We start from the raw sequence: 21,277 nt of genomic DNA, 5'->3' as shown, positions 1-21,277 counted from the left end.
GCCGTCGCGGGCAGCTCCGCCTCGACCACGGCCCGGGCTGCGGGGGGCAGGGCCAGCGCCAGCGACCGGGCCCAGGCGGCGTCCGTGCCGGTCAGCAGCGGTCGCCACACCGCCCAGGCGTCGGATGCCCCGGTGGCCGAGAACGGATCGGTGGCCGAGAACGGATCGGCGAGGCTGGGCAGGACCCGGCCGCGGGTGGCCAGGTCGGTGGCGAAACCGGCCAGTTCGGCCAGGTGTCGCAGGCTCGCGCCGGGTGCGGCGGCCAGCTTCTCGACGGTACGCAGCAGCGACAGCGCGGCGTCCGGGGCGTACGCCAGCACCGGAACCTGCCACCCGGCGAGGGTGACCGGACCACGGACCGGTGCCACGACGGTGGTGCGGACCAGTTCCGGTGAATCCAGCGGCGAGCCGGCGCGGGTGGGCAGGCGCAGCAGCGCCGTGCCGAGATCGTCCGGTTCGGCGACGTCGGCCAGCAGTGCGACCAGTTCGGCGTGCCCGGCGGCGAACGGGTGTGGGCGGGCTCGCGGCGCCCGGCCGGGACGGCGCGGGGCCGCCGGTGGCAGGGTGCTGTCCTCGGCCCAGACCGCCAGCCCTCGGCCGGGCAGCCACATCCCATGGACGACCAGCACGCACTCCCCCTCGAACCGGGCGGGTCCGCGCCACGTCGGCGGCGACCCGGGGCCAGGATAGGCGGCGCCGACCGGCTAGCGTCGGCGCCATGTGCGACCTCCTGGTGATCGGCGGCCTCGGCGTCGATGTGCGAGTGCGGGTGCCCCGGCTGCCGTTGCCGGTGGTCGACTCGGTCACCGTCGATCCGATCGAGTTGCGGGTCGGCAACACCGGCGCCGGGGTGGTCCTCGCCGCGCACGCGCTCGGGCTGCGGGTGACGGTGGTCGACACGGTGGGCGTGGATCCGGCCGGTGCCGTCGTGCGAGCCGCGCTGGCCCGTACCGGCGTGCGGGCGGTCCTGGCCGACGACCCGGCGGGTACCCGGCGGTCGGTGAACCTGGTCGACCCTGGCGGGCGGCGGATGTCGCTGTACGACCCCCGGGCCTCGGACGGTCCGCCACCGTTCGCGGCGCCCCGGGTGGCGGAGCTGATCGAGGACGCCACCCACGTGCATCTGTCGATCATGGGATGGGTGCGGGAGTTGCTGCCCGACCTCGGTGACGTGCTCAGCGAGGGGGTGGGCGCCTCGACCGACCTGCACGACTGGGACGGGCACAACCCGTACCACCGCCGCTTCGCCGACGTCGCCGAGTTGGTGCTGGTCAGCGGTGCGGCGCTCGGGGACCGGGCGGCGGCCGTGGCCGGCACGCTGGCACCGCGCCCGGTGCTGGTGACCCGGGGCGCGGACGGTGCCGATCTGTACCTGGGCCGGGACGTCCATCGCGTTCCGGCGGCCGTCCCGCCCGGCCCGGTGATCGACACCAACGGCGCCGGGGACGCCTTCGCGGCGGGGATCATCGCGGCCCGGTCCCGTGGCGCGACCTGGCTGGAGGCGGCCGGGTACGCGTCCCGTGTCGCCGCCGCGGCCTGCACCCACGACGGCATGGAGTACCCGCCGGGGCTGCTCCCCCGCGACTGACCGATCGGGGCGTACCGCTGCCGGGTGGTGCTTGACAGCCCCCTTGGTAAGTCGTAGCTTACCGTTCGTGGCCACTTACCGATCTGACGAGGGCTGGGACGCCCTCGGCGACCCCACCCGTCGCGCCATCGTCGCGTGCCTGGCGGAACAGCCACGTGCCGTCGGCGAACTCGCCCGGGAACTACCGATCAGCCGGCCCGCGGTCTCCCAGCACCTGAAGGTGCTCAAGGACGCCGGACTGGTCGTCGACCAGCAGGCCGGCACCCGACGGGTCTACCGGCTCAACCCGGCCGGCGTGGCCGCCCTACGCGACCAACTCGACACGTTCTGGCGCCGCGCGCTGGACAGCTACCAGGACGTCGTCGACCAGACCACCGAGGAGGACTCATGACCCAGGCAGCGGATGTGGTGGTGCGCCGCCAGATCATCGTGAACGCGCCGATCGAACGGGCGTTCACCACGTTCACCGAACGCTTCGGCGACTTCAAGCCACGGGAACACAACCTGCTCGGCGTCGCGATCGCCGAGACCGTGTTCGAGCCGAGAGTCGGTGGCCACATCTACGACCGTGGCGTCGACGGCACCGAGTGCCGCTGGGCTCGGGTGCTCGCCTACGACCCACCGGACCGGGTCGTGTTCAGCTGGGACATCAACCCCAAGTGGCAGGTCGAGACCGAGCCCGACAACACCAGCGAGGTCGAGGTGCGGTTCGTCGCCGAAACCCCGCACCGCACCCGGGTGGAACTGGAACACCGCCACCTCGACCGGCACGGCCCCGGCTGGGAGTCCGTCCGGGACGGCGTCGCCGACGACGGAGGATGGCCGCTCTACCTTGACCGCTACGCCGCCCTGTGCGACGCGTCCGGCTGACGGCAGGATCATCCCGCTTCGCCCTGCGGGTCACCGACGGCCGGGGCAGGATGGGCGCATGGCATCCACGGTTGAGATCCCACTGGTGGGCGGCACGGCCGACGGCGAGCACGTCACCGTCGAACTGGACCCGAACGGCCGGCCCCCACTGACCCACCACCACCTGGGGCCACAAGGGCTGGCGGCAGCGGAGATCTACGAGTTGGAGTCCGTCGACACCGACCGCCAGCAGTGGCGCTACTGCTGGCGGGGGCCGGCGGTCTGACCCGGCCCCCGCCACCGGTCAGGCGCCGACCTCGACCAGAGACCGGTTGCGCAGGCTCTCCAGCACCGCCCGGGTGACCTGGGAGGTGCCTCTGGCCTCGTCACACACCCGCGCCACCCGCTGGGCGGTGACCTCGGCCCGCTGCTCGCGCTCATCCCACAACTGGTCCACCTCGGCCAACAGGGGGCCCTCCACCTCACGCTCCACACCCCGCAACGCCGGCACCCCGAGTCGCTGGGCGAGGTCGAAGACCTTGCCGGCGTACGGCAGGGGCAGAAACGGCGTACCCATCATCGCGGCGAAGATCAGGAAGTGCAGGCGCATACCGACCGCCAGGTCGAAGTGACGCATCAACCCGAGGATCTGCTGCGGTGAGTAGGTGCCGTGCAGGATCCGCCCCCGCTCTGCGGCGATCATGTGCGACAGCACCCCGTGCGAGTGCCGGATGTCGTCGCGTTCCATCGGCACGAACAGCACGTGCGCGTCGATCCGGTGCACCAGGAAGTCGCCGATCTGTGCCAGCAGCCGGTGGTATCCGTCCACGTCCAGCCGTTCCGCTGCCCGGCCCGGCTCCCGCACGCTCATGCCGACCAGCCGTTTGCCGGCCGGCACGCCCTCCTCCCGGAGGAACTGCGCGGGAAAGTCCTCCGGTTCCAGCAGGAACGCCGGATCGCCGGTGACGGTGATCGGATTGAGCAGACCGGCCTCCTCCAGCACCATCCGCGACTCCTGGTCGCGTACGGTCACCTGGACGGCACCCGCCAACGTCTCCCGGACCATGCCGGTGTCCACCATCTCGTTGAGCGGCCCGACGCCGACGGCGTACGTCAGCAGGGGCAGACCCCGCTCCTGCGCCACCCGGACCACCCGCAGGTAGCGGCGGGCCTCCTTGTCGTAGAGGATGCCGCCGCCGCCCAGGATGAGCAGGTCGAGTTGAGACAGTACGAGAGCGGAGTCGGTCCGGCTGACCCCCTCCCACGGCACCGCCTCCACGTCCGGATGGGCGACCGCGGTGTGTGCGGGATTCCGCGAGAACACGATGATCCGGGCGTGTGGCTCCTGCTGCCGCAGATCGGTCAGCAGACCGGTGAGGATCGCCTCGTCGCCCAGGTTGCGCCCGCCGTACGAGCCGAGCACGCCGATGGTCAGTCCGGCACGCGTCATCCGTCGCTCCTCCCCAGGTGCGTCCGCTCGGACGTTTCCCCGCTGCGCTGGTGAACAGTCCTCGCCGGTGGGCCTGGGGCAAGGCCGGCGGGAAACGGGTTGCCCGTACGGGTGCCCGACCGGCAGCGTGCACGACATGCAGGCGCAGACACGGAATCGGCTACGGTGGGCCCAGTTGCCCCCTGATGTCCGATCCGCCGTGGAGGAGATCCTCGGCGACCGGGTGATCGAAGCGGTGTCGCAGCCCGGCGGATACTCCCCCGGCACCGCCGACCGGGTACGCACCGCCAGCGGGCGGCGCGCCTTCGTCAAGGCGGCCAGCCCGGCCCAGAACCCGGACACCCCGGACATGCACCGGGCCGAGGCGCGGATCACCGCCGCACTGCCCGCGTACGCCCCGACGCCCCGGTTGCTCGGCTGCCACGACGACGGCCACTGGGTGGCACTGGTGCTCACCGACGTCGACGGACGCCACCCCGTCACCCCGTGGCACGCCGAGGAACTCGACGCGGTGCTTGACGCCCTGGAACGGATGTCGACGGCGCTCACGCCCAGCCCGGTGGCGGAAGTGCCGGCCATCGCCGAGCGGCTGGCCGACGAGTTCGCCGGCTGGCGGCGAATAGTCGACGACCCGCCGCCGGAGTTGAACGCCTGGGCCCGGACGCATCTCGACGACCTCTGCTCGTGGACGGACCACGGCCTCGCCTCGCTGGCCGGCGACACCCTGTGCCACGTGGATATCCGCGCGGACAACCTGCTCGTCGACCGGGCCGGCCGCGTCACAGTGGTCGACTGGCCCTGGGCGGCGCGCGGCCCGAACTGGCTGGACACCGCGATGCTGCTGCTCGACGTACGCCTCCAGGGCGGGCACGACACCGAGGCGCTGATCCGTCGGCTTCCGCTCACCGCCGCAGCCGACCCGGACGCGGTGACCGGTCTCTACGCCGGCCTAGCCGGCTTCTTCACCGACCGGGCGCGCCTGCCCGCGCCGCCGGGCATCCCCACCCTCCGGGCGTTCCAGCACGCCCAGGCCGAAGTCCTGCTCACCTGGCTGGCCGAACGCATCGCCACCTGACCCGACCCGCCCCGCCCGCACCGCACCGCACCGCACCGCCGCACCACACCGCCGCACCGCACCGCACCGCCGCACCGCCGCGCCGCGCCTGATGGTCGAGGCAGCAAGATCCCCGAAACTGCTGCCTCCAGCCGCGGCGACCCAGCAACATCCCCGAAACTGCTGCCTCGGAGCAGCGGTGGCCCTGCGACAATCCGACGTTGCTCCCCTCCCAGCGGCGGTCCCCGCGACACTCCGGCGACCTCCTTGGGGTGGCGGGGCCGGGTTGGTGGGCGGGGTTTCAGGTGGGCGGGGTGGACACGTGGGTGAGGAAGGGCAGGACCACCGTGGGCAGGGCCGGTGAGTCGACGATGTCGTAGTGGGTGAGCCCCGGGAGGACGGCCAGCCGGGCGGCCGGACGACCGGTGCCGTCCCACCCGGCGTCCCGATGGCCGCCACCGAGCAGGCCGAAGAACTCCACCATGTGCGCCGGGCGAACCGAGTCGGCGTCGGCGAAGACCAGCATCGTCGGCGTGGTGATCGCCGCGACCTCCGATGACCAGTCGTAGTCGCGGCGCAGCAGTTCACCGGTCCGGACCCAGAGTCGTGGCCAGTCCTGCGGGCGGGGCGCGACGCGCCGGTAGAGCTGCTCGGGCGGGGTGCCGCGCATCCGCTCGGCGGCCGCCTCGTCGGGCTCGGGCATGCCGGCGAGTACCTCGGGAAACCAGCCCTGCCGCCGACATGGCGCGGAGACCACCACCAGGCGGCGGAGCAGTTGCCGGTGCTGCACCGCCAACCGCAGGGCGACTCCACCGCCGAGGGAGAAGCCGAGCACCTCGGCCTCGGCCAGACCAAGGTGAACGATCAGCGCAGCCACGTCGTCGGCCATCGACTCGTACCGCAGCGGGCGGCCGGGGTCGGCGGTGCGGCCGTGACCCGGCAGATCGACGCTGACCACCAGGCGACGCCGCGCGAACGCCGGTCGGATCGCGGCGAAGGTCTCCGCCGTGCCGAACCCGCCATGCAGCAGCACCAGCGGGCGACCTTCGCCCTCCGTCTCGTACCAGAATCGAACGCCGTCGAGCTGCGCGTAGCTCATGCTGTTCCTTCCCTGCTCCGACGCGGGACGGGCACCGCCCCGCCGGATGCCGAGTCGTCGTTGCCGAGCCGGTGCCGGGAGCACGACACCGATACGATCAGCGAGTCTCGATGCTCTCAGCAGTTACCCACCCCGGATGAGGTGAGGTGCGGTGGCCGTTGTCGTCGACCTGCTCAACATCACGATCATCCTGCATGGGCTGCTGAAGCTGACCGCCATCACGAACGCGATCCGCTGGATCAGCGAACGGGGCCGGGACTACCGACTCGCGTACGACCGGATGCCACCCGCCGACGACGCGGCCAAGCTACGCCTGCTGGTCGAGTGCGGCGGCACCTTCTTCCCGTTCGGCGCGAAAGATCACCGGATCCGGCGGCGATACCTACGTTGGCAGCGACGGTCCCGGCGGTGGCGGGCGGCAGCCGTCGCGTTGCGGATCTGGGCCACGGTCTGTTTCACCGCGCCCGGACTGGTCGCGCTTACCGTCTTCGGCACAGCCGGTCCCGCCTTCTTCCTACCCCGGCCGCCCGGCTCCCGCTGGCTCACTCTCGGCGCCGCACTTGTCGCCGCCGCCATCGTCATCGCGATCTTCTTCGAGGCGCTGACCTGGTATCTGACCGTACGCGGCTACGCCCGCCGGTTCCTCACCACGGGCTTCCACCGGACCCGGGTCGACTCGACCGGAGAGAACCTCGCGGAACTGCGGGTCTACATCTACCTCGCGGCGTCGATGGTGTTGGCCAACTCCATGCTCTGCCTGACGGCGGCCGTCTCCTTCGGCTCCTACCGCTACCTCGACGGCAACGAGGTCGGCTACGGTCCCAGTGCCGTTGCCGCAGCCTGCCTGCACACCGCGTCGAGCATGTCCTTCCTGGGAGAGTCACCCTTCACCACCCACAACTCGGTGGGCAGCCTGATCGGTGTACTCGACCTCGGGTCGGGCGTGATGCTGATCCTGTTCGGGCTGACACTGCTGCCGGCGATGCTCAACCTGAACGGACGAGACGAGTAGGTGGTGCGTGGTGGGCGCGGCAGGTTTCGAACCTGCGACCCCTCGCTTGTAAGGCGAGTGCTCTCCCGCTGAGCTACGCGCCCGGACGCCGTACGGCGGGCCGGCGGTTGGCAAGCTTACCCTGCCACCCGCCGGCCCCGGCGGACGCCTCGCGACCGGTGGGCCGGGTCAGGCCACGGCCTCCGCCAGGGCCTTACGCCAGCCCTGCTGGTCGCGGGCCTCACCGGGCATGTGCATCTCGGCGAAGCGGACCACGCCGGACCGGTCGATGACGAAGGTGCCCCGGTTGGCGATGCCGGCGACCTCGTTGAAGACGCCGTACGCCTGAGCGACGGCGCCGTGCGGCCAGAAGTCGGACAGCAGCGGGAACTGGTAGCCCTCCCGTTCCGCCCAGATCTTGTGGGCGTACACCGAATCGACGCTGACGGTGAGCACCTGGACCTCGTCGTTGACGTACTCGTCGAGGTTGTCCCGTACCTCGGTCAGCTCACCTTGACACACCCCGGTGAACGCCAGCGGGTAGAAGACCAGCAACACGGTACGCCGGCCCCGGAATTCGGAGAGTCGGACCTGCTGGTTGTTCTGGTCCTTCAACTCGAAGTCGGGCGCCTCGACGCCAACCTCGATGGGCATGCGAACTCCTCGGATCGGTTCGGGACGGCCTCGGTCACTCGCCGTGGGTGGGGTTACTTCTTGCCCTTGGCGCCGCGACGTAGCACGAGTCGGGCACCGCTCCAGTCCTTGCCGGCGTTGACCGTGGAAGTCTGCTGAAGACCAGCGGTGGGTGCCGACTCGGCGATCTCACTCGGTTCGACGTGGCCGTCGCGGCCGGCCTTGGGCGTCAGCAGCCACACGACCCCGTTGTCGGCCAGCGGGCCGAGGGCGTCGACGAGCAGCTCGAAGAGATCACCGTCGCCGTCCCGGTACCAGACCAGCACCGCGTCGACCACCTCGTCGGTGTCCTCGTCTACCAGATCTCCACAACGGTCGGTCAGGGCGTCTCGGAGATCGGAGTCGACGTCGTCGTCGTAGCCCATCTCCATGACGACCATCCCCGGCTCGATGCCGAACCGGTCCGCCAGGCTGCGTACCCCGTCAGCAGCCTGACCAGCGGTCGCGCTCACTGTCGCGTGCCTCCTCATCTCGTCCGAGCCGGCGTCTGCTCGACGCCGTCAGGCAAAGTCCACACAGTTGTGCCCTCCTGCGCAAGTGGCGCACCGGGTGGAACGAAATTTACCGTGCCAGCAGCGTACGGGCACCCTGGGTGATGGCCTCCTCGGACACCAGGACCTGTCGGGCGGCCGGACCCAGCGGCACAAAAGAGTCAACTGCGGCCACCCGGCGTGCCGCGCCGACATATCCGGCGTCCACCAGCGCGGCGATCACCCCCTCACCGACCCCACCGGACCGGCGTGTCTCGTCCACCACCAGCACCCGGCCGGTCGCGGCGGCCTCCCGGATGAGGTCGGCCACCGGCAGTGGCGCAAGCCAGCGCAGGTCCACGACCCGGGTGCCGATCCCCTCGTCGGCCAGCGCCGACGCCGCCCGCAACGACATTCGTACGCCGTTACCGAAGGTGATGATGGTTACGTCCTCGGCCGAACCGACTCCGTACACGCGGGCCCGTCCCACCGGCACGTGGCCGCCGGCCCAGGCGCCGGGATCCGCGTAATCGGCCAGCCACTCACCATCACCGTCGGTGTAGAGGTCGCGGGTGTGGTAGAGCGCGATCGGCTCCAGGAACACGCAGACGCTGCCGTCCACCGTCGCGCTCGCCAGGCAGGTCCGCAGCATCGCCGCCGCGTCGTCCGGCCGCGCCGGCACGGCGATCACCAGACCCGGCACATCCCGCAGTACGGCCACCGAGTTGTCGTTGTGGAAGTGCCCGCCGAAGCCCTCCTGGTACGCCAGCCCGGCCACCCGCACCACCATCGGATTGCGCAGCGCTCCCTGCGAGAAGAAGCGCATCGTCGCCGCCTCCCCGCGCAGCTGGTCCTCGGCGTTGTGCAGGTACGCCAGGTACTGGATCTCCGGCACCGGCAGCATTCCGGCCAAACCCGCGCCGAGACCGAGGCCGAGGATCGAGGTCTCGTCGAGCAGCGTGTCGAACACCCGGGCGACACCGAACCGGTCACGCAGGCCCTTGGTCACCCCGTAGACCCCGCCCTTGGCGGCGACGTCCTCACCGAAGACCGCCATCTGCGGATGGCTGAGCAGCCCGTCGGTGAGCGCCGCGTTGATGCTCTGCGCGAGGGTGAGCGGCCCGGCCAGTTCCGGCGGCTTGCCGCCGAACGCCTCGGCCCGCGTCACGGCGTCGGGCCCGGCGGCGCGGGCGCCCGCGTCGGCGACCGCCAGGGCGACCCGCACCGGGCGGCGCGGTGCCAGCGGGGCGATCACCTCGGCGGCGTCGGCCAGCTTCGGCTCGTCGAGCACCTCCTCGGCGATCCGGCGAACCTGCCAGCCGATCTCGTCGTAGCGGTCCAGCAGTTCCGGGCCGCTGGCCAGGCCCGCGTCGACCAGCCGCCGGGCGGTGGCGACCACCGGATCGCGGGCCACCTCGGCGGTGATCTCCGAGGCGGGGCGGTACGCGCTCTCGGCGTCCGCACCGGCATGGCCCATCAGCCGGACCGTGGTCAGGTGCAGCACGGCCGGGCGGCGGTGCCGGCGTACCCAGGCCGCCGCCTCGACCGCCACCTCGTAGGTGCCGACCAGGTCGGCACCGTCGGCGGCGAAGTACCGGATGCCGGGCTTGGACCGCAGGGCTGTCGCCACCCACCCCTGCGGCGACCGGACACTGATGCCCAGCCCGTTGTCCTCGCAGACGAAGAGCACCGGGATGCGCAGGCCGGTGTGGTCGTACCAGCCGGCGGTGTTGAATGCGGCCGTGGCGCTGGCGTGGTTGATCGAGGCGTCCCCGAACGAACAGACCACGATGGCGTCGGCTGCCCAGGGCGTCGGTTCGGGTTCCACGCCGGCTCGGTTCGCTTCGCCTCGGGCGTCCAGCCGACGCAGCCGCTCCACGGCAAGACCCATCCCGACCGCGCGGGGCAGGTGCGAGGCTACGGTCGAGGTCGTCGGGACCACCGCGAGGTCGGCGCGGCCGAACACCTTGTGCCGGCCACCGGCGATCGGCTCCTGGCTGGAGGCCACCATGCCGCGCAGGACGTCCCGGGCAGCGTCGGCGTACGCCCGGGGCAACGGCCGCTTGACCCCCGTCATCCGCATCCCGTCGGGCCCGACGTCGTCGCCCGGCCCGGGAGCCGGCACGGTCACGGTCGCCGGTCGGGAGTGGGCCAGTGGCACGGCCGCCGGTTGGTCCCCGACGGCGGTAGCCTGCCCCTCCGGGTTCGAGCCGGAGTCGGCGGCCCGGGGCAGGTCGGCAGCGTCACCGTCACTCCGGTCGATCGCCGCCGCGCCGGGCGAACCCACGCCGTCGGGCGAACCCGTGCCGCCGGACGAGCCCGCGCCGCTCGGCGAGTCGGTTCCGTCCGTGGCCGGACCGCCGGCCGGCTCGCCCGGGGCGGCCCCCTGTTCGCTGCTCTCCGGCAGGTCCGGAACGGGCGACGCGCCGGACCGACCGGAAGGGCCGGCCTCGGTGGTACGGCCGGCCTCCGCAGCGTCCGTCGGCTGGCTGGCCCGGGCCGCCGGAGCAGTCTCGGCGGCCGGCTCACCCGACCGCACGGCCGACGCGGACGGTGGCACAGCCGGCGCGGACGGGTCCGCCTGGGCGGCGCGGACGCAGTAGAAGGCGCCGGAGCGGTAGTGCAGCAGGGCCGGGTCCGTGGGCCGCAGCGCCGCCGCCACCGCGGCGTTGCCCTCGTGACCGGCGGAGCCGATGGTGTAGTAGCCCTCGCCGAAGCTACGCAGCCAGCGGCCGGCCAGGTCGAGTTGCCGGCTGGTGACCTGGGCGTCGAAGAGGTCCAGCAGTTGGGCACCGGTCAGTGCGCTGCCCTCGGCCACCGGCCGCGCCGGGTCGCTCCGGTGCGGCGGCGCGGCGAGGGCGGCCAGGGACTCCCGGAACCGGTCGTCGAGATCCTGCGGGGTGGTCACGTCCGACAGCATTACCGACCGGGGCACGCCTCGCACAGCCGAGTGCCTCTCACGGCTGCCCGGTCGGGCCGCAGTCCTCCGGGCAGCCGCCGTCGGAAACCTTCCACACCAGATCACGAAGTGCGGCGAGTTCCTCGTTGTCGAGCCGGGTCAGCAGTCGGGAGTCGGAGAGTACGAGATGGACCCGCTCGCGCATCCGCCGGCCGGCATCGGTCACCACCAACGTCTTCTGCCGCCGGTCTGTCGGGTCGACCCGGCGCTCGACCAGCCCGGCCTGCTCCAGCTTGTCGACCAGCGCGGTGACGTTGGACCGGTCGCAGCGCAGCTGGTCGGCGAGCTCGCGGGCGGGCAGCGGACGGTCCGGGTCGAGCTGGTACAGGGCGCGGGCCACGGCCGGAGTCAGGCCCAGCGTGGCGATGTCGAGATCCTGGTGGTGCCGCAGGGCGGCGGCGACGTGCATGATCCGGCGTACCGCGTCACCGGCCAGCCGGGCGCGGTCGGCCGGTTCCGGACCGACCGGGGCGATGATCGGCCGTGACATGGTCACATCCTAGGGCGGCGGCCCCTGCGACCTCGTCTGACTGACGGCGTCGGGCTACCGAGAGGTTCGTCGGGTCAGTTCCGCTCGGCCCTGTTCGGGCGATAGCGGCGGACGAGCACGCGCCCTGGGCCAGCGACCTGGAGCTCGACTACGCCGATCCGACCTCACGCACCGTCGGCAGCGAGTTGGTCTGCTCCTCGACCACCTCGGGTGGCGACGGGGCGGACGCGGCGACCGGCGCGCACCCGTGACTGGCCTGGAACCGCACCTGCGCTTCCACTACAACCTGCGGGGCTACGTCCGCACCACCATCGCCAGGGCGCAGCTCACCGCCGACTTCGACGTGACGGGGGCGGGCGAACCGGACGGACGGGGTGAGCGAGGACGGAATCAGCCTGACAGGAAGGAGAAGCGGACCTGCCGGGTGGGATTGTCGCCGTTGGTGTCGACCAGGCAGATCGACTGCCAGGTGCCCAGGGCCAGCCGCCCATCGAGCACGGGCAGCGTCGCGTACGGGGCGACGAAGGCGGGCAGCACGTGATCGCGGCCGTGCCCCGGTGAGCCGTGCCGGTGCCGCCAGCGCCCGTCCGTGGGCAGCACGGCATCCAGCGCGGTCAGCAGGTCGTCGTCCGATCCTGCCCCGGTCTCGATGATGGCCACGCCGGCGGTGGCGTGTGGCACGAAGACGTGCAACAGGCCGTCGCCCGAGCCGGCGACGAACTGTTCGGCCTCGGCCGTGATGTCCCGGACGGTCGGCCGGGACCCGGTCCGGACGGTGATCAGCTCACTGCGCACACCCGCATTCTCCCCCACCCGGCGACGGCCCGCCGGTACCCACCGGTGCGCCCGCCGCGACCGCCACCGACCGGCAAAGTTACTGGTGGGTACCTGTGTCGAGCGTCGCCCTTCGGCCGGGTGGACGTGACGCCGAGTGCCACGACGGGGCAGGATGGCGCTAGAGACCTATCCCACACACAACCGAGGGAACGCCTGTGGCTACGGAACGCAAGCGCCCGGTGATCACGGCCGGCCTGCCGAGCCAGCTTCCGGACATCGACCCCGAAGAAACCAGCGAGTGGGTCGAGTCGCTCGACGGTGTCATCGACGACCGTGGCACCAAGCGAGCCCGCTACGTCATGCTGCGGCTGCTGGAGCGCGCCCGGGAGCGTCAGGTCGGCGTGCCGTCGCTGACCACCACCGACTACATCAACACCATTCCGCCGGAGCGCGAACCGTGGTTCCCCGGTGACGAGCACGTCGAGCGCCGGATCCGGGCGTACGTGCGGTGGAACGCGGCGATGCTTGTGCACCGCGCGCAGCGGCCGGAGATCGGCGTCGGTGGCCACATCTCGACCTACGCCAGCTCGGCGTCGCTCTACGAGGTCGGCTTCAACCACTTCTTCCGGGGCAAGGACCACCCGGGTGGCGGCGACCACATCTTCTACCAGGGGCACGCCTCCCCCGGCATGTACGCGCGGGCGTACCTGGAGGGCCGGCTCAGCGAGAACCAGCTCGACGGCTTCCGGCAGGAGCTGTCCCACCCCGGCGGCGGTCTCCCCTCGTACCCGCACCCCCGGCTGATGCCGGACTTCTGGGAGTTCCCCACGGTCTCCATGGGTCTGGGCGGTCTGAACGCCATCTACCAGGCCCGGTTCAACCGCTACCTCCAGCACCGGGGCATCAAGGACACCTCCGACCAGCACGTCTGGGCCTTCCTCGGCGACGGCGAGATGGACGAGCCGGAGACCCTTGGCGCGATCGGGGTGGCCGCCCGCGAGGAGCTGGACAACCTCACCTTCGTGATCAACTGCAACCTCCAGCGCCTGGACGGGCCGGTGCGCGGCAACGGCAAGGTCATGCAGGAGCTGGAGGCGTTCTTCCGGGGCGCCGGCTGGAACGTCATCAAGGTGGTCTGGGGGCGGGAGTGGGATCCGCTGCTCGCCGCCGACACCGACGGCGCCCTTGTCAACCTGATGAACACCACGCCCGACGGTGACTACCAGACCTACAAGGCGGAGTCCGGGGCGTACGTGCGGGAGCACTTCTTCGGCCGTGACCCGCGCACGCGCAAGATGGTCGAGGGGCTTACCGACGACGAGATCTGGAATCTCAAGCGGGGCGGGCACGACTACCGCAAGCTCTACGCGGCCTACAAGGCGGCGACCGAGCACACCGGCCAGCCGACAGTGATCCTGGCCAAGACGATCAAGGGCTGGACGCTCGGCTCGCACTTCGAGGGCCGCAACGCCACGCACCAGATGAAGAAGCTGACGCTGGAGGACCTGAAGACCTTCCGCGACCGGCTCTACCTGGACATCCCGGACTCGGCGCTGGAGGAGAACCCGTACCTGCCGCCGTACCTGCGGCCGGACGACAAGTCCGACGAGATGCAGTACCTGCACGAGCGGCGCAAGCAGCTCGGCGGTTACCTGCCGACCCGCCGGACCAGCGCCAAGCAGCTGGCCATCCCCGCCGCGGAGCGCTTCGCCGACGTCAAGCGCGGTTCGGGCAAGCAGAAGGTGGCCACCACGATGGCCTTCGTCCGGTTGCTCAAGGACCTGATGAAGGACAAGGAGTTCGGCAAGCGTTGGGTGCCGATCATCCCCGACGAGGCACGCACCTTCGGTCTGGACTCCATCTTCCCGACCGCCAAGATCTACTCGCCGCACGGCCAGCGGTACACCTCGGTCGACCGGGAGCTGTTCCTGTCGTACAAGGAGTCGACCGCCGGGCAGATCCTGCACGAGGGGATCAACGAGGCCGGCTCGGTGGCCTCGTTCACCGCGGCTGGCACGTCGTACGCCACCCACGACGAGCCGATGATCCCGATGTACATCTTCTACTCGATGTTCGGGTTCCAGCGCACCGGCGACGGCTTCTGGGCCGCGGCGGACCAGATGGCCCGGGGCTTCGTGCTCGGCGCCACCGCCGGACGCACCACGCTCAACGGTGAGGGGCTCCAGCACGAGGACGGTCACTCCCTGCTGCTGGCCGCCACCAACCCGGCGGTGGTCGCGTACGATCCGGCGTTCGCGTTCGAGATCGCGCACATCATGGAGAACGGCCTGCACCGGATGTACGGCGCGGAGCCGGAGAACGTCTTCTACTACCTCACCGTCTACAACGAGCCGATCCACCAGCCGGCGGAGCCCGACGGCGTGGACGTCGAGGGCATCGTCAAGGGCATCCACCGCTACTCCCCCGCGCCGTCGCTGGACGGGGACGCCCCCCGGGCGAACCTGCTGGCCTCCGGCACCGGCATGCAGTGGGCGCTCAAGGCGCAGCAGTTGCTGGCGCAGGACTGGGGGGTGGCCGCCGACGTCTGGTCGGTCACCTCGTGGACGGAGCTGCGCCGCGACGCGGTGGAGTGCGAGGAGTACAACCTCCTGCACCCCGGCGCCGAGCAGCGGGTGCCGTACATCCAGCGCAAGCTGGCCGACGCCGACGGCCCGAAGGTCGCGGTCAGCGACTGGATGCGCGCGGTGCCGGACCTGATCTCCCGCTGGGTACCGGGCGACTGGACCTCGCTGGGCACCGACGGCTTCGGGCTCTCCGACACCCGGCACGCGCTGCGGCGGCACTTCCACGTCGACGCCGAGTCGGTGGCGGTCGCGACGCTGCGGCAGCTCGCGCTGCGTGGGGCGGTGCCGGCCCACGTGCCGGCCGAGGCGGCCAAGAAGTACGCCATCGATGACGTGAACGCCGCCCCGGTCGGCGAAACCGGCGGCGACAGCTGACAGTTCCATCCCGAAGGGCCCGGCGCGGTGTGACACCGCGCCGGGCCCTTTCGCGTGCGGTGCCCGCGCCGTGGCTCGGTGGGGCCCACCGGGCCAGTCCGCAGGTATGACCCTTCCGGTATCGACGAGCATCTTTTTCGTGTAACACAACGCATCCACAATTGCCGATAGGTGTTTCAGCTTGCCCCAGGGACACCAGGCCGGCCGGTGAACTCACCCCGTCGCGCCCGTCCACCGCCGGCCGGGACGTCACCGCCGCATTGGCGCGCGACGGGAGGGAGTGCACATGCGACCTGTTCGGATCGGTCTGGCCCTGGCCGTCGGCGCCCTGGTGGTGTCGATGCTCCCGGCGAGTTCGCCCTCGGTGGCCCACGACCCGGCCACCCCGGCCGGGCGTGCGTCGGCGCAGGAGTTCATGGCCCAGCGCGAACCCACTCAGCAACTCGTCGCGGCCGCCGCCGCGACCTGCACCAACGGCCAGGCGGCGGGATATCCCTGCCGCAATGTGGACCTGCTGTCGTTCATGCCGCTGTCCAGCATCGGCGGCAGCCAGGCCAACGACATCTGGGGCTGGACCGACCCGCAGACCGGCAAGGAGTACGCGCTCGTCGGTCGCCGCAACGGCACCTCGTTCGTGGACGTGTCCAACCCGACCGCCCCGGTCTACCTGGGCAACCTGCCCGCGTACCAGAACCGCACCGCGATCTGGCGGGACATCAAGGTCTACCGGGACCACGCGTACGTGGTGGCGGACGTCTCCGGGCACGGCATGCAGGTGTTCGACCTGACCCGGTTGCGTGGCGTCACCACGCCGCAGACCTGGACGGCCAACACGCACTACAGCCGGTTCGGCAACTCGCACAACATCGCCATCAACGAGCAGACCGGGTACGCGTACGCGGTCGGCACGAACACCTGTAGCGGCGGCCTGCACATGGTCGACATCCGCACCCCGAAGTCGCCGGTCTACGCCGGCTGTGTCAGCAACGACGGTTACACCCACGACACCCAGTGCGTGGTCTACCGGGGTCCGGACACCACCTACACCGGGCGGGAGATCTGCGTCAGCTCCAACGAGGACACGGTGACCGTGGTCGACGTGACCACCAAGTCGGCTCCTCGGCAGCTGTCCCGCATCGGCTACAGCGGGCGGGCGTACACCCACCAGGGCTGGTTCACCGACAACCAGCGGTACTTCCTGCTCGACGACGAGTTGGACGAGACCCGGCGCGGGGTGCGGACCCAGACCTACATCTGGGACCTGGCCGACCTCGACGCACCCCGGCACATCGGCACCTACAGCGCCCCGTCCGGGGTCCAGGCCACCGATCACAACCAGTACGTCAAGGGCAGCTACAGCTACCAGGCCAACTACCGGGCCGGGTTGCGCATCCTGGACCTGCGTAACGTGGCCAGCGGTCAGGCCACCGAGGCCGGGTACTTCGACATCTATCCGTCGAGCAACAGCGCCTCGATGAACGGGGCGTGGAGCACCTACCCGTACTACCCGAGCGGCATCGTGGTGGTCAGCGGCATCGAGCAGGGGCTGTTCGTACTCCAGCCGCGCTTGTCATGACCGCCACCGACCATCGGCCGGGCACGGCCGCCGGCCAGGTCGAGGGGGCGTCCCAGCCGGGGCGCCCCCGCCCCGACCCGGTGCCGCCGGGCGGCACCGCGTGGCGGTACGCCGCCGCCACGCTTGTGCTCGGCCTGACCCTGACCGTCGGCTTCTTCGCCGGTCGCGCGGGTGCGCCGACCTCCGGTCCGACACCGCAGGCGGCGTCCACCGCGCACCTCGGTCACGGCCCGGGTGGGCTGGAGGTGTCCCGCGACGGCTGGACCCTGGCCCTGGACACCCCGAGCCTGACCGCCGGCCGGCCGGGTGAACTGGCCTTCCGGATCACCGACGCGGCCGGCGCGGCGCTCACCACCTTCCAGGAGAACCATGAGCGCCGGATGCACCTGATCCTGGTCGGTCGGGATCTCTCCGGCTATCAGCACGTGCACCCGGAGATGTCGGCCGACGGCACCTGGCGGGTCACTGTCACACCTACCGCGCCCGGCCCGCTCCGGGCCATCGCGGACTTCTGGCCGCAGGGGGCACCGGCGGGCGTCACGCTCGGCGTCGACGTGCCGGTTCCCGGCCGGTACGCCTCAGGTCCGCTGGCTCCGCCCGAGGAGACGATCCTGGTGGACGGCTACACGGTCACCCTCGACGGTGGGCTGCGGGCGGGCGAGTCCAACCAGGTGCTCGTGTGGCTGGGGCACGACGGGCAGCCAGTCAACGACCTGCAACGGCATCTGGGCGCGTACGGGCACCTGGTGGCGTTGCGCCAGGGCGATCTGGCGTACCTGCACGTGCATCCGGCGGCGGCCAGCCAGCCCAGCTCGGTGGTGGCGTTCGGCGTCACCGTGCCGTCGGCCGGCACCTACCGGCTGTTCTTCGAGTTCCGGCACCTCGACGAGGTACGCGTCGCCGCCTTCACCGTGGTCGTGTGACCTGTCGCGCCGGGTACCGACGAGCGGTGGCGGCCCGGGTGCCCCTGGAGGGGACACCGGGGCCGCCACCTTCGCGGGTGACGCCGGGACGCGGCCCGTCAGCCGACGGCGGCCAGATCGGTCAGCCGGGCCAGCGAGTCCTCCAGGTCGGCGCCGACCCGACGCAGGCCGAGCCGAAGCAGGGCGGCCTTGACCGGGCCGGCCGGCCAGCGAACGACGATGAGCCGCACGACCGTGCCGCCCTCCTGTTCGTCGGGTGTGAGCTGGACGTATATCTCGGTGCGCGCCTCCGCTCGGGCACCGGCGCCCTTGGCGCGTTCGCGCCAGCCGATCAGGGTCGGCTCCTGATAGGCGATCACCTCGGCCTCATGCGCGGCGCCGCGTCCGGCCTGGACCAGCTGCCGCCGACCGAAGCCCTCCCCCGAGAGGACCTCGGCCGCACGGACCCCGGCCAGCCAGGCCGGCAACTGCTCGGCCCGCTGCACCACGTCCCAGACCGCTTCCACCGGCGCCGCCACGTGCGCGCTGCGTTCCACGAGGATCATTTCCGTCTTCCTCCAGTGAGGACATCCCACAATATTCGGCACTCTATGCGCAAAAACGGACGTATATGGACGGGTTCGTAAAAGACACGCCGAAAGGTATTGCTCTCGGCCGCTCGGGAGCCTATGGCGCACCGCCTCGCCGCCCCCTAGAGTTCCGAGCACGTTTCGCGTTCGAGCGACCGGGAGGGCGTATGTCGACCGCACCGATGCCCGAGTTCCCCACCGGCTTCCGCTGGGGCGTCTCCACCTCCGCGTACCAGATCGAAGGCGCCGCCGACACCGACGGACGGGGACCGTCCATCTGGGACACCTTCGCCCACACCCCCGGCCGGATCATCGACGGCAGCAGCGGCGACGTGGCCTGCGACCACTACCACCGGTACGCCGAGGACGTCGCCCTGATGGCCGGGCTGGGGGTGAGCGCGTACCGCTTCTCGATCGCCTGGCCCCGGGTGCTGCCCAGCGGCACCGGCCAGGTCAACCCCGCGGGGCTGGACTTCTACGAGCGGCTGGTCGACGAGCTGCTCGCGCACGGCATCGATCCGGTCGCCACTCTCTTCCACTGGGACCTGCCCCAGCCGTTGGAGGACGCCGGGGGCTGGCTGAACCGGGACACCGCGCACCGCTTCGCCGAGTACGCGGACGTGGTGGCCACGCGCCTCGGCGACCGGGTCCGACTCTGGATCACCCTCAATGAATCCTTCATCCACATGAGCCTCGGGCACGCCACCGGCGTCCACGCCCCCGGCCGGATGCTGCTCTTCGACGCCTTCCCGGTCGCCCACCACCAGTTGCTCGGTCACGGGCTCGCGGTCGCCGCGTTGCGTGCCCGCAGCACCAGCCCGGTGGCCATCGCCAACAACTACTCACCGGTGCGCGTCGTCGGGGGCAGCCAGGCCGACGCCGCCGCAGGGGCGGCCTACGACGCCCTACACAACCAGCTCTTCACCGACCCGCTGCTCGGTCGCGGGTACCCGGCGGAACTGGACTTCGACACCGCTGCGGTCCGCGACGGCGACCTGGACGTGATCGCCGCGCCGATCGACGTGCTCGGCGTCAACTACTACAACCCCACCGCGGTACGCGCCCCCGAGGAGGGATCGCCGCTGCCCTTCGAGCTGGTGCCGCTCACCGGATACCCGCGTACCGCCTTCGACTGGCCGGTGGTCCCGGAGGGACTGCGTGAGCTGCTCGGCTGGCTGCGTGACCGCTACGGCCGGGCGCTGCCGCCGATCCAGGTCACCGAGAGTGGCTGCGCCTACGACGACGCGCCCGACGCCGACGGACAGGTGCCCGACGCGGACCGGATCGCCTACCTGGACGGTCACCTGCGGGCCGTTCGCGCCGCCATCGACGACGGGGTCGACGTGACCGGCTACTTCGTCTGGTCGCTGCTGGACAACTGGGAGTGGGCCGAGGGCTTCACCAAGCGATTCGGCCTGGTGCACGTGGACTTCCGCACCGGGCAGCGCACACCCAAGTCCTCGTACGCCTGGCTGCGCGAGGTCATCGCGACCGCCCGGCGGGCACCTCGGTGACCACCGTCGACCCCACCCCGGCCTCGCTGCCGGCCGCGCTCGCCGAGCCGACCGTGCCGGTTCGGCGCGGATGGATCGCGTTGCTGTTCGCCGCCAACCTCGGCGTCTGGATGGCCTTCTTCACCCCGATCCAGGTGCTGCTGCCGCAGCAGATCGGGCAGATCGCACCGACGGAGAAGGAGACCATGCTGGCCGTGGTCACCGGCTTCGGCGCCCTCGCGGCGGTGCTCGCCAACCCGCTCGCGGGTGCCCTGTCGGACCGCACCTGCCTGCGCCTGGGCCGGTGGGAGTTCGGCCGTCGGCACGTCTGGACCCTCGGCGGGGCGGTGCTCGGCGCGCTGGCGCTGGCCTTGCTGGCTCAGGCCCGCACCGTGCTCGGGGTGACCGTCGGCTGGGTGGCCGCCCAGGTCTGCTTCAACGCGATGCTGGCCAGCCTGACCGCCGCGGTGCCGGACCGGGTTCCGGTCGCGCAGCGGGGCGGCGTCTCCGGCTGGGTCGGCATTCCGCAGGCGCTGGGGCTGGTCCTCGGCGTCGTCCTGGTCACCGTCCTGGTCACCGGTAACACCGCCGGCTACCTGGCGGTCGCCGCCGCCGTCCTGCTGCTCGCCCTGCCGTTCGCCCTGCGCACCACCGACGATCCGCTACCCCGCACGCACCGGCCGGCGCTGCGCGGTCTGCTCGCCGGGATGTGGGTCTCACCGCGCCGGCACCCGGACTTCGGCTGGGCCTGGATCACCCGGTTCCTGGTCCAGCTCGGCAACGCCTTCGGCACGCTCTACCTGCTCTACTTTCTCACCGACGAGGTCCGGGTCGCCGACCCCGAGGGCGGGCTGCTGGTGCTGATCCTGCTCTACACCGCCGGTCTGATGGCCACCACCGTCATCGCCGGTCGGCTCTCGGACCGCTCCGGCCGGCGGAAGGTCTTCGTGATCGCCGCGGGCGTGGTGATGGCCGCGGCGGCGCTGCTGTTGGCCGCCGCCCCCACCTGGCCGGTGGCGGTGATCGCCGCGCTGGTCCTCGGCGCCGGCTACGGCGTGTACCTGTCGGTGGACGCCGCGCTGATCACCCAGGTGCTGCCGAAAGCCACCGACCGGGCCAAGGATCTCGGTGTGATCAACATTGCCAACTCCGCGCCCCAGGTGCTCGGTCCGGCCGTCTCCGCCCCGATCGTGGTGCACCTGGGCGGATACCCGGCGCTCTACGCGACCACCGCCGCGGTGACCCTGCTCGGTAGCGTCCTGGTCCTGAAGATCCGCTCGGTGCCCTGAGGCGTACCCCTTGGCCGAGTGCGGTCGCGCGTCGCCGTAGGCTGGAG

Annotated in this window: 20 protein-coding genes, 1 tRNA gene and 1 pseudogene; 12 read left to right on the top strand and 10 right to left on the bottom strand. The window is 71.6% G+C overall.

Annotated elements, in window-relative coordinates:
* Nucleotides 1-10: 10 nt before the first annotated feature.
* Nucleotides 11-629, bottom strand: a pseudogene (locus tag Vse01_RS29815) (ATP-dependent helicase); the annotation flags it as partial.
* Between the two features lie 89 nt (nt 630-718).
* On the opposite strand from Vse01_RS29815, the gene Vse01_RS19255 reads away from it, so the two are divergent.
* The 4 genes from Vse01_RS19255 to Vse01_RS19240 are packed head-to-tail and all read left to right on the top strand — an operon-like array spanning nt 719 to nt 2,723.
* Nucleotides 719-1,588: a carbohydrate kinase family protein gene (locus tag Vse01_RS19255; protein ID WP_093401291.1), complete on the top strand. Its 870-nt coding sequence runs from the start codon at nt 719-721 to the stop codon at nt 1,586-1,588.
* 43 nt (nt 1,589-1,631) lie between these two features.
* The gene (locus tag Vse01_RS19250) at nt 1,632-1,979 is read left to right on the top strand and encodes an ArsR/SmtB family transcription factor (protein ID WP_093401292.1); all 348 of its coding nucleotides are present in this window, start codon (nt 1,632-1,634) and stop codon (nt 1,977-1,979) included.
* Nucleotides 1,976-2,458, top strand: a complete 483-nt coding sequence (locus Vse01_RS19245; RefSeq protein WP_093401293.1) for an SRPBCC family protein — start codon at nt 1,976-1,978, stop codon at nt 2,456-2,458. Before Vse01_RS19250 ends, Vse01_RS19245 begins: the two co-directional genes overlap by 4 nt.
* Nucleotides 2,459-2,516: 58 nt before the next feature.
* Nucleotides 2,517-2,723 carry a DUF8847 domain-containing protein gene (locus tag Vse01_RS19240; RefSeq protein ID WP_093401294.1) on the top strand — a complete coding sequence of 69 codons (207 nt, stop codon included), beginning with the start codon at nt 2,517-2,519 and terminating at the stop codon, nt 2,721-2,723.
* 18 nt (nt 2,724-2,741) lie between these two features.
* Here Vse01_RS19240 and Vse01_RS19235 read toward each other — a convergent pair whose 3' ends face one another.
* A complete protein-coding gene (locus Vse01_RS19235) occupies nt 2,742-3,887 on the bottom strand; it encodes a polysaccharide pyruvyl transferase family protein (RefSeq protein WP_093401295.1) in 1,146 nt (381 codons plus the stop codon).
* A 136-nt stretch (nt 3,888-4,023) separates the two neighbouring features.
* Here Vse01_RS19235 and Vse01_RS19230 point away from each other — a divergent pair, with 136 nt between their 5' ends.
* Nucleotides 4,024-4,962: a phosphotransferase gene (locus Vse01_RS19230; RefSeq protein WP_093401296.1), complete on the top strand. Its 939-nt coding sequence runs from the start codon at nt 4,024-4,026 to the stop codon at nt 4,960-4,962.
* Between the two features lie 280 nt (nt 4,963-5,242).
* On the opposite strand, the gene Vse01_RS19225 is transcribed toward Vse01_RS19230, so the two are convergent.
* Nucleotides 5,243-6,040, bottom strand: coding sequence for an alpha/beta fold hydrolase (locus Vse01_RS19225; RefSeq protein ID WP_093401297.1), 798 nt, complete (start codon nt 6,038-6,040; stop codon nt 5,243-5,245).
* Between the two features lie 151 nt (nt 6,041-6,191).
* Here Vse01_RS19225 and Vse01_RS19220 point away from each other — a divergent pair, with 151 nt between their 5' ends.
* Nucleotides 6,192-7,052 carry a hypothetical protein gene (locus Vse01_RS19220; protein ID WP_093401298.1) on the top strand — a complete coding sequence of 287 codons (861 nt, stop codon included), beginning with the start codon at nt 6,192-6,194 and terminating at the stop codon, nt 7,050-7,052.
* 8 nt (nt 7,053-7,060) lie between these two features.
* On the opposite strand, the gene Vse01_RS19215 is transcribed toward Vse01_RS19220, so the two are convergent.
* The 5 genes from Vse01_RS19215 to Vse01_RS19195 form a co-directional block, all read right to left on the bottom strand.
* A tRNA-Val gene (locus Vse01_RS19215) sits at nt 7,061-7,135 on the bottom strand.
* A gap of 85 nt (nt 7,136-7,220) precedes the next feature.
* Nucleotides 7,221-7,685, bottom strand: coding sequence for a peroxiredoxin (locus Vse01_RS19210; protein ID WP_093401299.1), 465 nt, complete (start codon nt 7,683-7,685; stop codon nt 7,221-7,223).
* Between the two features lie 53 nt (nt 7,686-7,738).
* Entirely contained in the window at nt 7,739-8,176 is a 438-nt protein-coding gene (locus Vse01_RS19205; protein WP_093401300.1) for a DUF3052 domain-containing protein, read from the bottom strand.
* A 109-nt stretch (nt 8,177-8,285) separates the two neighbouring features.
* Nucleotides 8,286-10,733: a thiamine pyrophosphate-dependent enzyme gene (locus tag Vse01_RS19200; RefSeq protein WP_444980322.1), complete on the bottom strand. Its 2,448-nt coding sequence runs from the start codon at nt 10,731-10,733 to the stop codon at nt 8,286-8,288.
* Between the two features lie 418 nt (nt 10,734-11,151).
* Nucleotides 11,152-11,643, bottom strand: coding sequence for a MarR family winged helix-turn-helix transcriptional regulator (locus Vse01_RS19195; protein WP_093401302.1), 492 nt, complete (start codon nt 11,641-11,643; stop codon nt 11,152-11,154).
* Between the two features lie 101 nt (nt 11,644-11,744).
* On the opposite strand from Vse01_RS19195, the gene Vse01_RS29405 reads away from it, so the two are divergent.
* Entirely contained in the window at nt 11,745-11,894 is a 150-nt protein-coding gene (locus tag Vse01_RS29405; protein ID WP_307818684.1) for an alkaline phosphatase D family protein, read from the top strand.
* A gap of 139 nt (nt 11,895-12,033) precedes the next feature.
* Here the strand turns inward: Vse01_RS29405 and Vse01_RS19185 are convergent, their stop codons facing one another.
* Nucleotides 12,034-12,438, bottom strand: a complete 405-nt coding sequence (locus Vse01_RS19185; RefSeq protein WP_093401303.1) for a secondary thiamine-phosphate synthase enzyme YjbQ — start codon at nt 12,436-12,438, stop codon at nt 12,034-12,036.
* Between the two features lie 197 nt (nt 12,439-12,635).
* On the opposite strand from Vse01_RS19185, the gene aceE reads away from it, so the two are divergent.
* The 3 genes from aceE (at nt 12,636) to Vse01_RS19170 (ending at nt 17,879) form a co-directional block, all read left to right on the top strand.
* Nucleotides 12,636-15,380, top strand: a complete 2,745-nt coding sequence (gene aceE, locus Vse01_RS19180) for a pyruvate dehydrogenase (acetyl-transferring), homodimeric type (RefSeq protein ID WP_093401304.1) — start codon at nt 12,636-12,638, stop codon at nt 15,378-15,380.
* A 286-nt stretch (nt 15,381-15,666) separates the two neighbouring features.
* Nucleotides 15,667-16,956 carry a choice-of-anchor B family protein gene (locus tag Vse01_RS19175; RefSeq protein ID WP_093401305.1) on the top strand — a complete coding sequence of 430 codons (1,290 nt, stop codon included), beginning with the start codon at nt 15,667-15,669 and terminating at the stop codon, nt 16,954-16,956.
* Nucleotides 16,953-17,879, top strand: a complete 927-nt coding sequence (locus Vse01_RS19170) for a DUF8832 domain-containing protein (protein WP_093401306.1) — start codon at nt 16,953-16,955, stop codon at nt 17,877-17,879. Before Vse01_RS19175 ends, Vse01_RS19170 begins: the two co-directional genes overlap by 4 nt.
* Nucleotides 17,880-17,977: 98 nt before the next feature.
* Here Vse01_RS19170 and Vse01_RS19165 read toward each other — a convergent pair whose 3' ends face one another.
* On the bottom strand, nt 17,978-18,424 hold the full coding sequence (locus Vse01_RS19165; protein ID WP_093401307.1) for an SRPBCC family protein: 447 nt from the start codon (nt 18,422-18,424) through the stop codon (nt 17,978-17,980).
* A gap of 191 nt (nt 18,425-18,615) precedes the next feature.
* Here Vse01_RS19165 and Vse01_RS19160 point away from each other — a divergent pair, with 191 nt between their 5' ends.
* A complete protein-coding gene (locus tag Vse01_RS19160; protein WP_093401308.1) occupies nt 18,616-19,962 on the top strand; it encodes a GH1 family beta-glucosidase in 1,347 nt (448 codons plus the stop codon).
* Complete coding sequence (locus Vse01_RS19155; protein WP_093401309.1) at nt 19,959-21,230, top strand: MFS transporter; 1,272 nt, start codon at nt 19,959-19,961, stop codon at nt 21,228-21,230. Before Vse01_RS19160 ends, Vse01_RS19155 begins: the two co-directional genes overlap by 4 nt.
* The last annotated feature ends 47 nt before the right edge of the window (nt 21,231-21,277 follow it).

Origin of the sequence: Micromonospora sediminimaris, assembly GCF_016863575.1 — a bacterium.
GTDB classification, from domain to species: Bacteria; Actinomycetota; Actinomycetes; order Mycobacteriales; family Micromonosporaceae; genus Micromonospora; species Micromonospora sediminimaris.
The sequence above is the reverse complement of the archived record's forward strand: the minus strand, read 5'-3'. Positions and strand labels throughout refer to the sequence as shown.

What these genes read in the sequence shown, in the direction of transcription:
- Vse01_RS19210 (WP_093401299.1), bottom strand. Translation starts at nt 7,685, where the DNA reads ATGCCCATCGAGGTTGGCGTCGAGGCGCCCGACTTCGAGTTGAAGGAC.
- Vse01_RS19255 (WP_093401291.1), top strand. Translation starts at nt 719, where the DNA reads ATGTGCGACCTCCTGGTGATCGGCGGCCTCGGCGTCGATGTGCGAGTG.
- Vse01_RS19235 (WP_093401295.1), bottom strand. Translation starts at nt 3,887, where the DNA reads ATGACGCGTGCCGGACTGACCATCGGCGTGCTCGGCTCGTACGGCGGG.
- Vse01_RS19195 (WP_093401302.1), bottom strand. Translation starts at nt 11,643, where the DNA reads ATGTCACGGCCGATCATCGCCCCGGTCGGTCCGGAACCGGCCGACCGC.
- Vse01_RS19230 (WP_093401296.1), top strand. Translation starts at nt 4,024, where the DNA reads ATGCAGGCGCAGACACGGAATCGGCTACGGTGGGCCCAGTTGCCCCCT.
- Vse01_RS19240 (WP_093401294.1), top strand. Translation starts at nt 2,517, where the DNA reads ATGGCATCCACGGTTGAGATCCCACTGGTGGGCGGCACGGCCGACGGC.
- Vse01_RS19175 (WP_093401305.1), top strand. Translation starts at nt 15,667, where the DNA reads ATGCGACCTGTTCGGATCGGTCTGGCCCTGGCCGTCGGCGCCCTGGTG.
- Vse01_RS19245 (WP_093401293.1), top strand. Translation starts at nt 1,976, where the DNA reads ATGACCCAGGCAGCGGATGTGGTGGTGCGCCGCCAGATCATCGTGAAC.
- Vse01_RS19225 (WP_093401297.1), bottom strand. Translation starts at nt 6,040, where the DNA reads ATGAGCTACGCGCAGCTCGACGGCGTTCGATTCTGGTACGAGACGGAG.
- Vse01_RS19170 (WP_093401306.1), top strand. Translation starts at nt 16,953, where the DNA reads ATGACCGCCACCGACCATCGGCCGGGCACGGCCGCCGGCCAGGTCGAG.
- Vse01_RS19160 (WP_093401308.1), top strand. Translation starts at nt 18,616, where the DNA reads ATGTCGACCGCACCGATGCCCGAGTTCCCCACCGGCTTCCGCTGGGGC.
- Vse01_RS19165 (WP_093401307.1), bottom strand. Translation starts at nt 18,424, where the DNA reads ATGATCCTCGTGGAACGCAGCGCGCACGTGGCGGCGCCGGTGGAAGCG.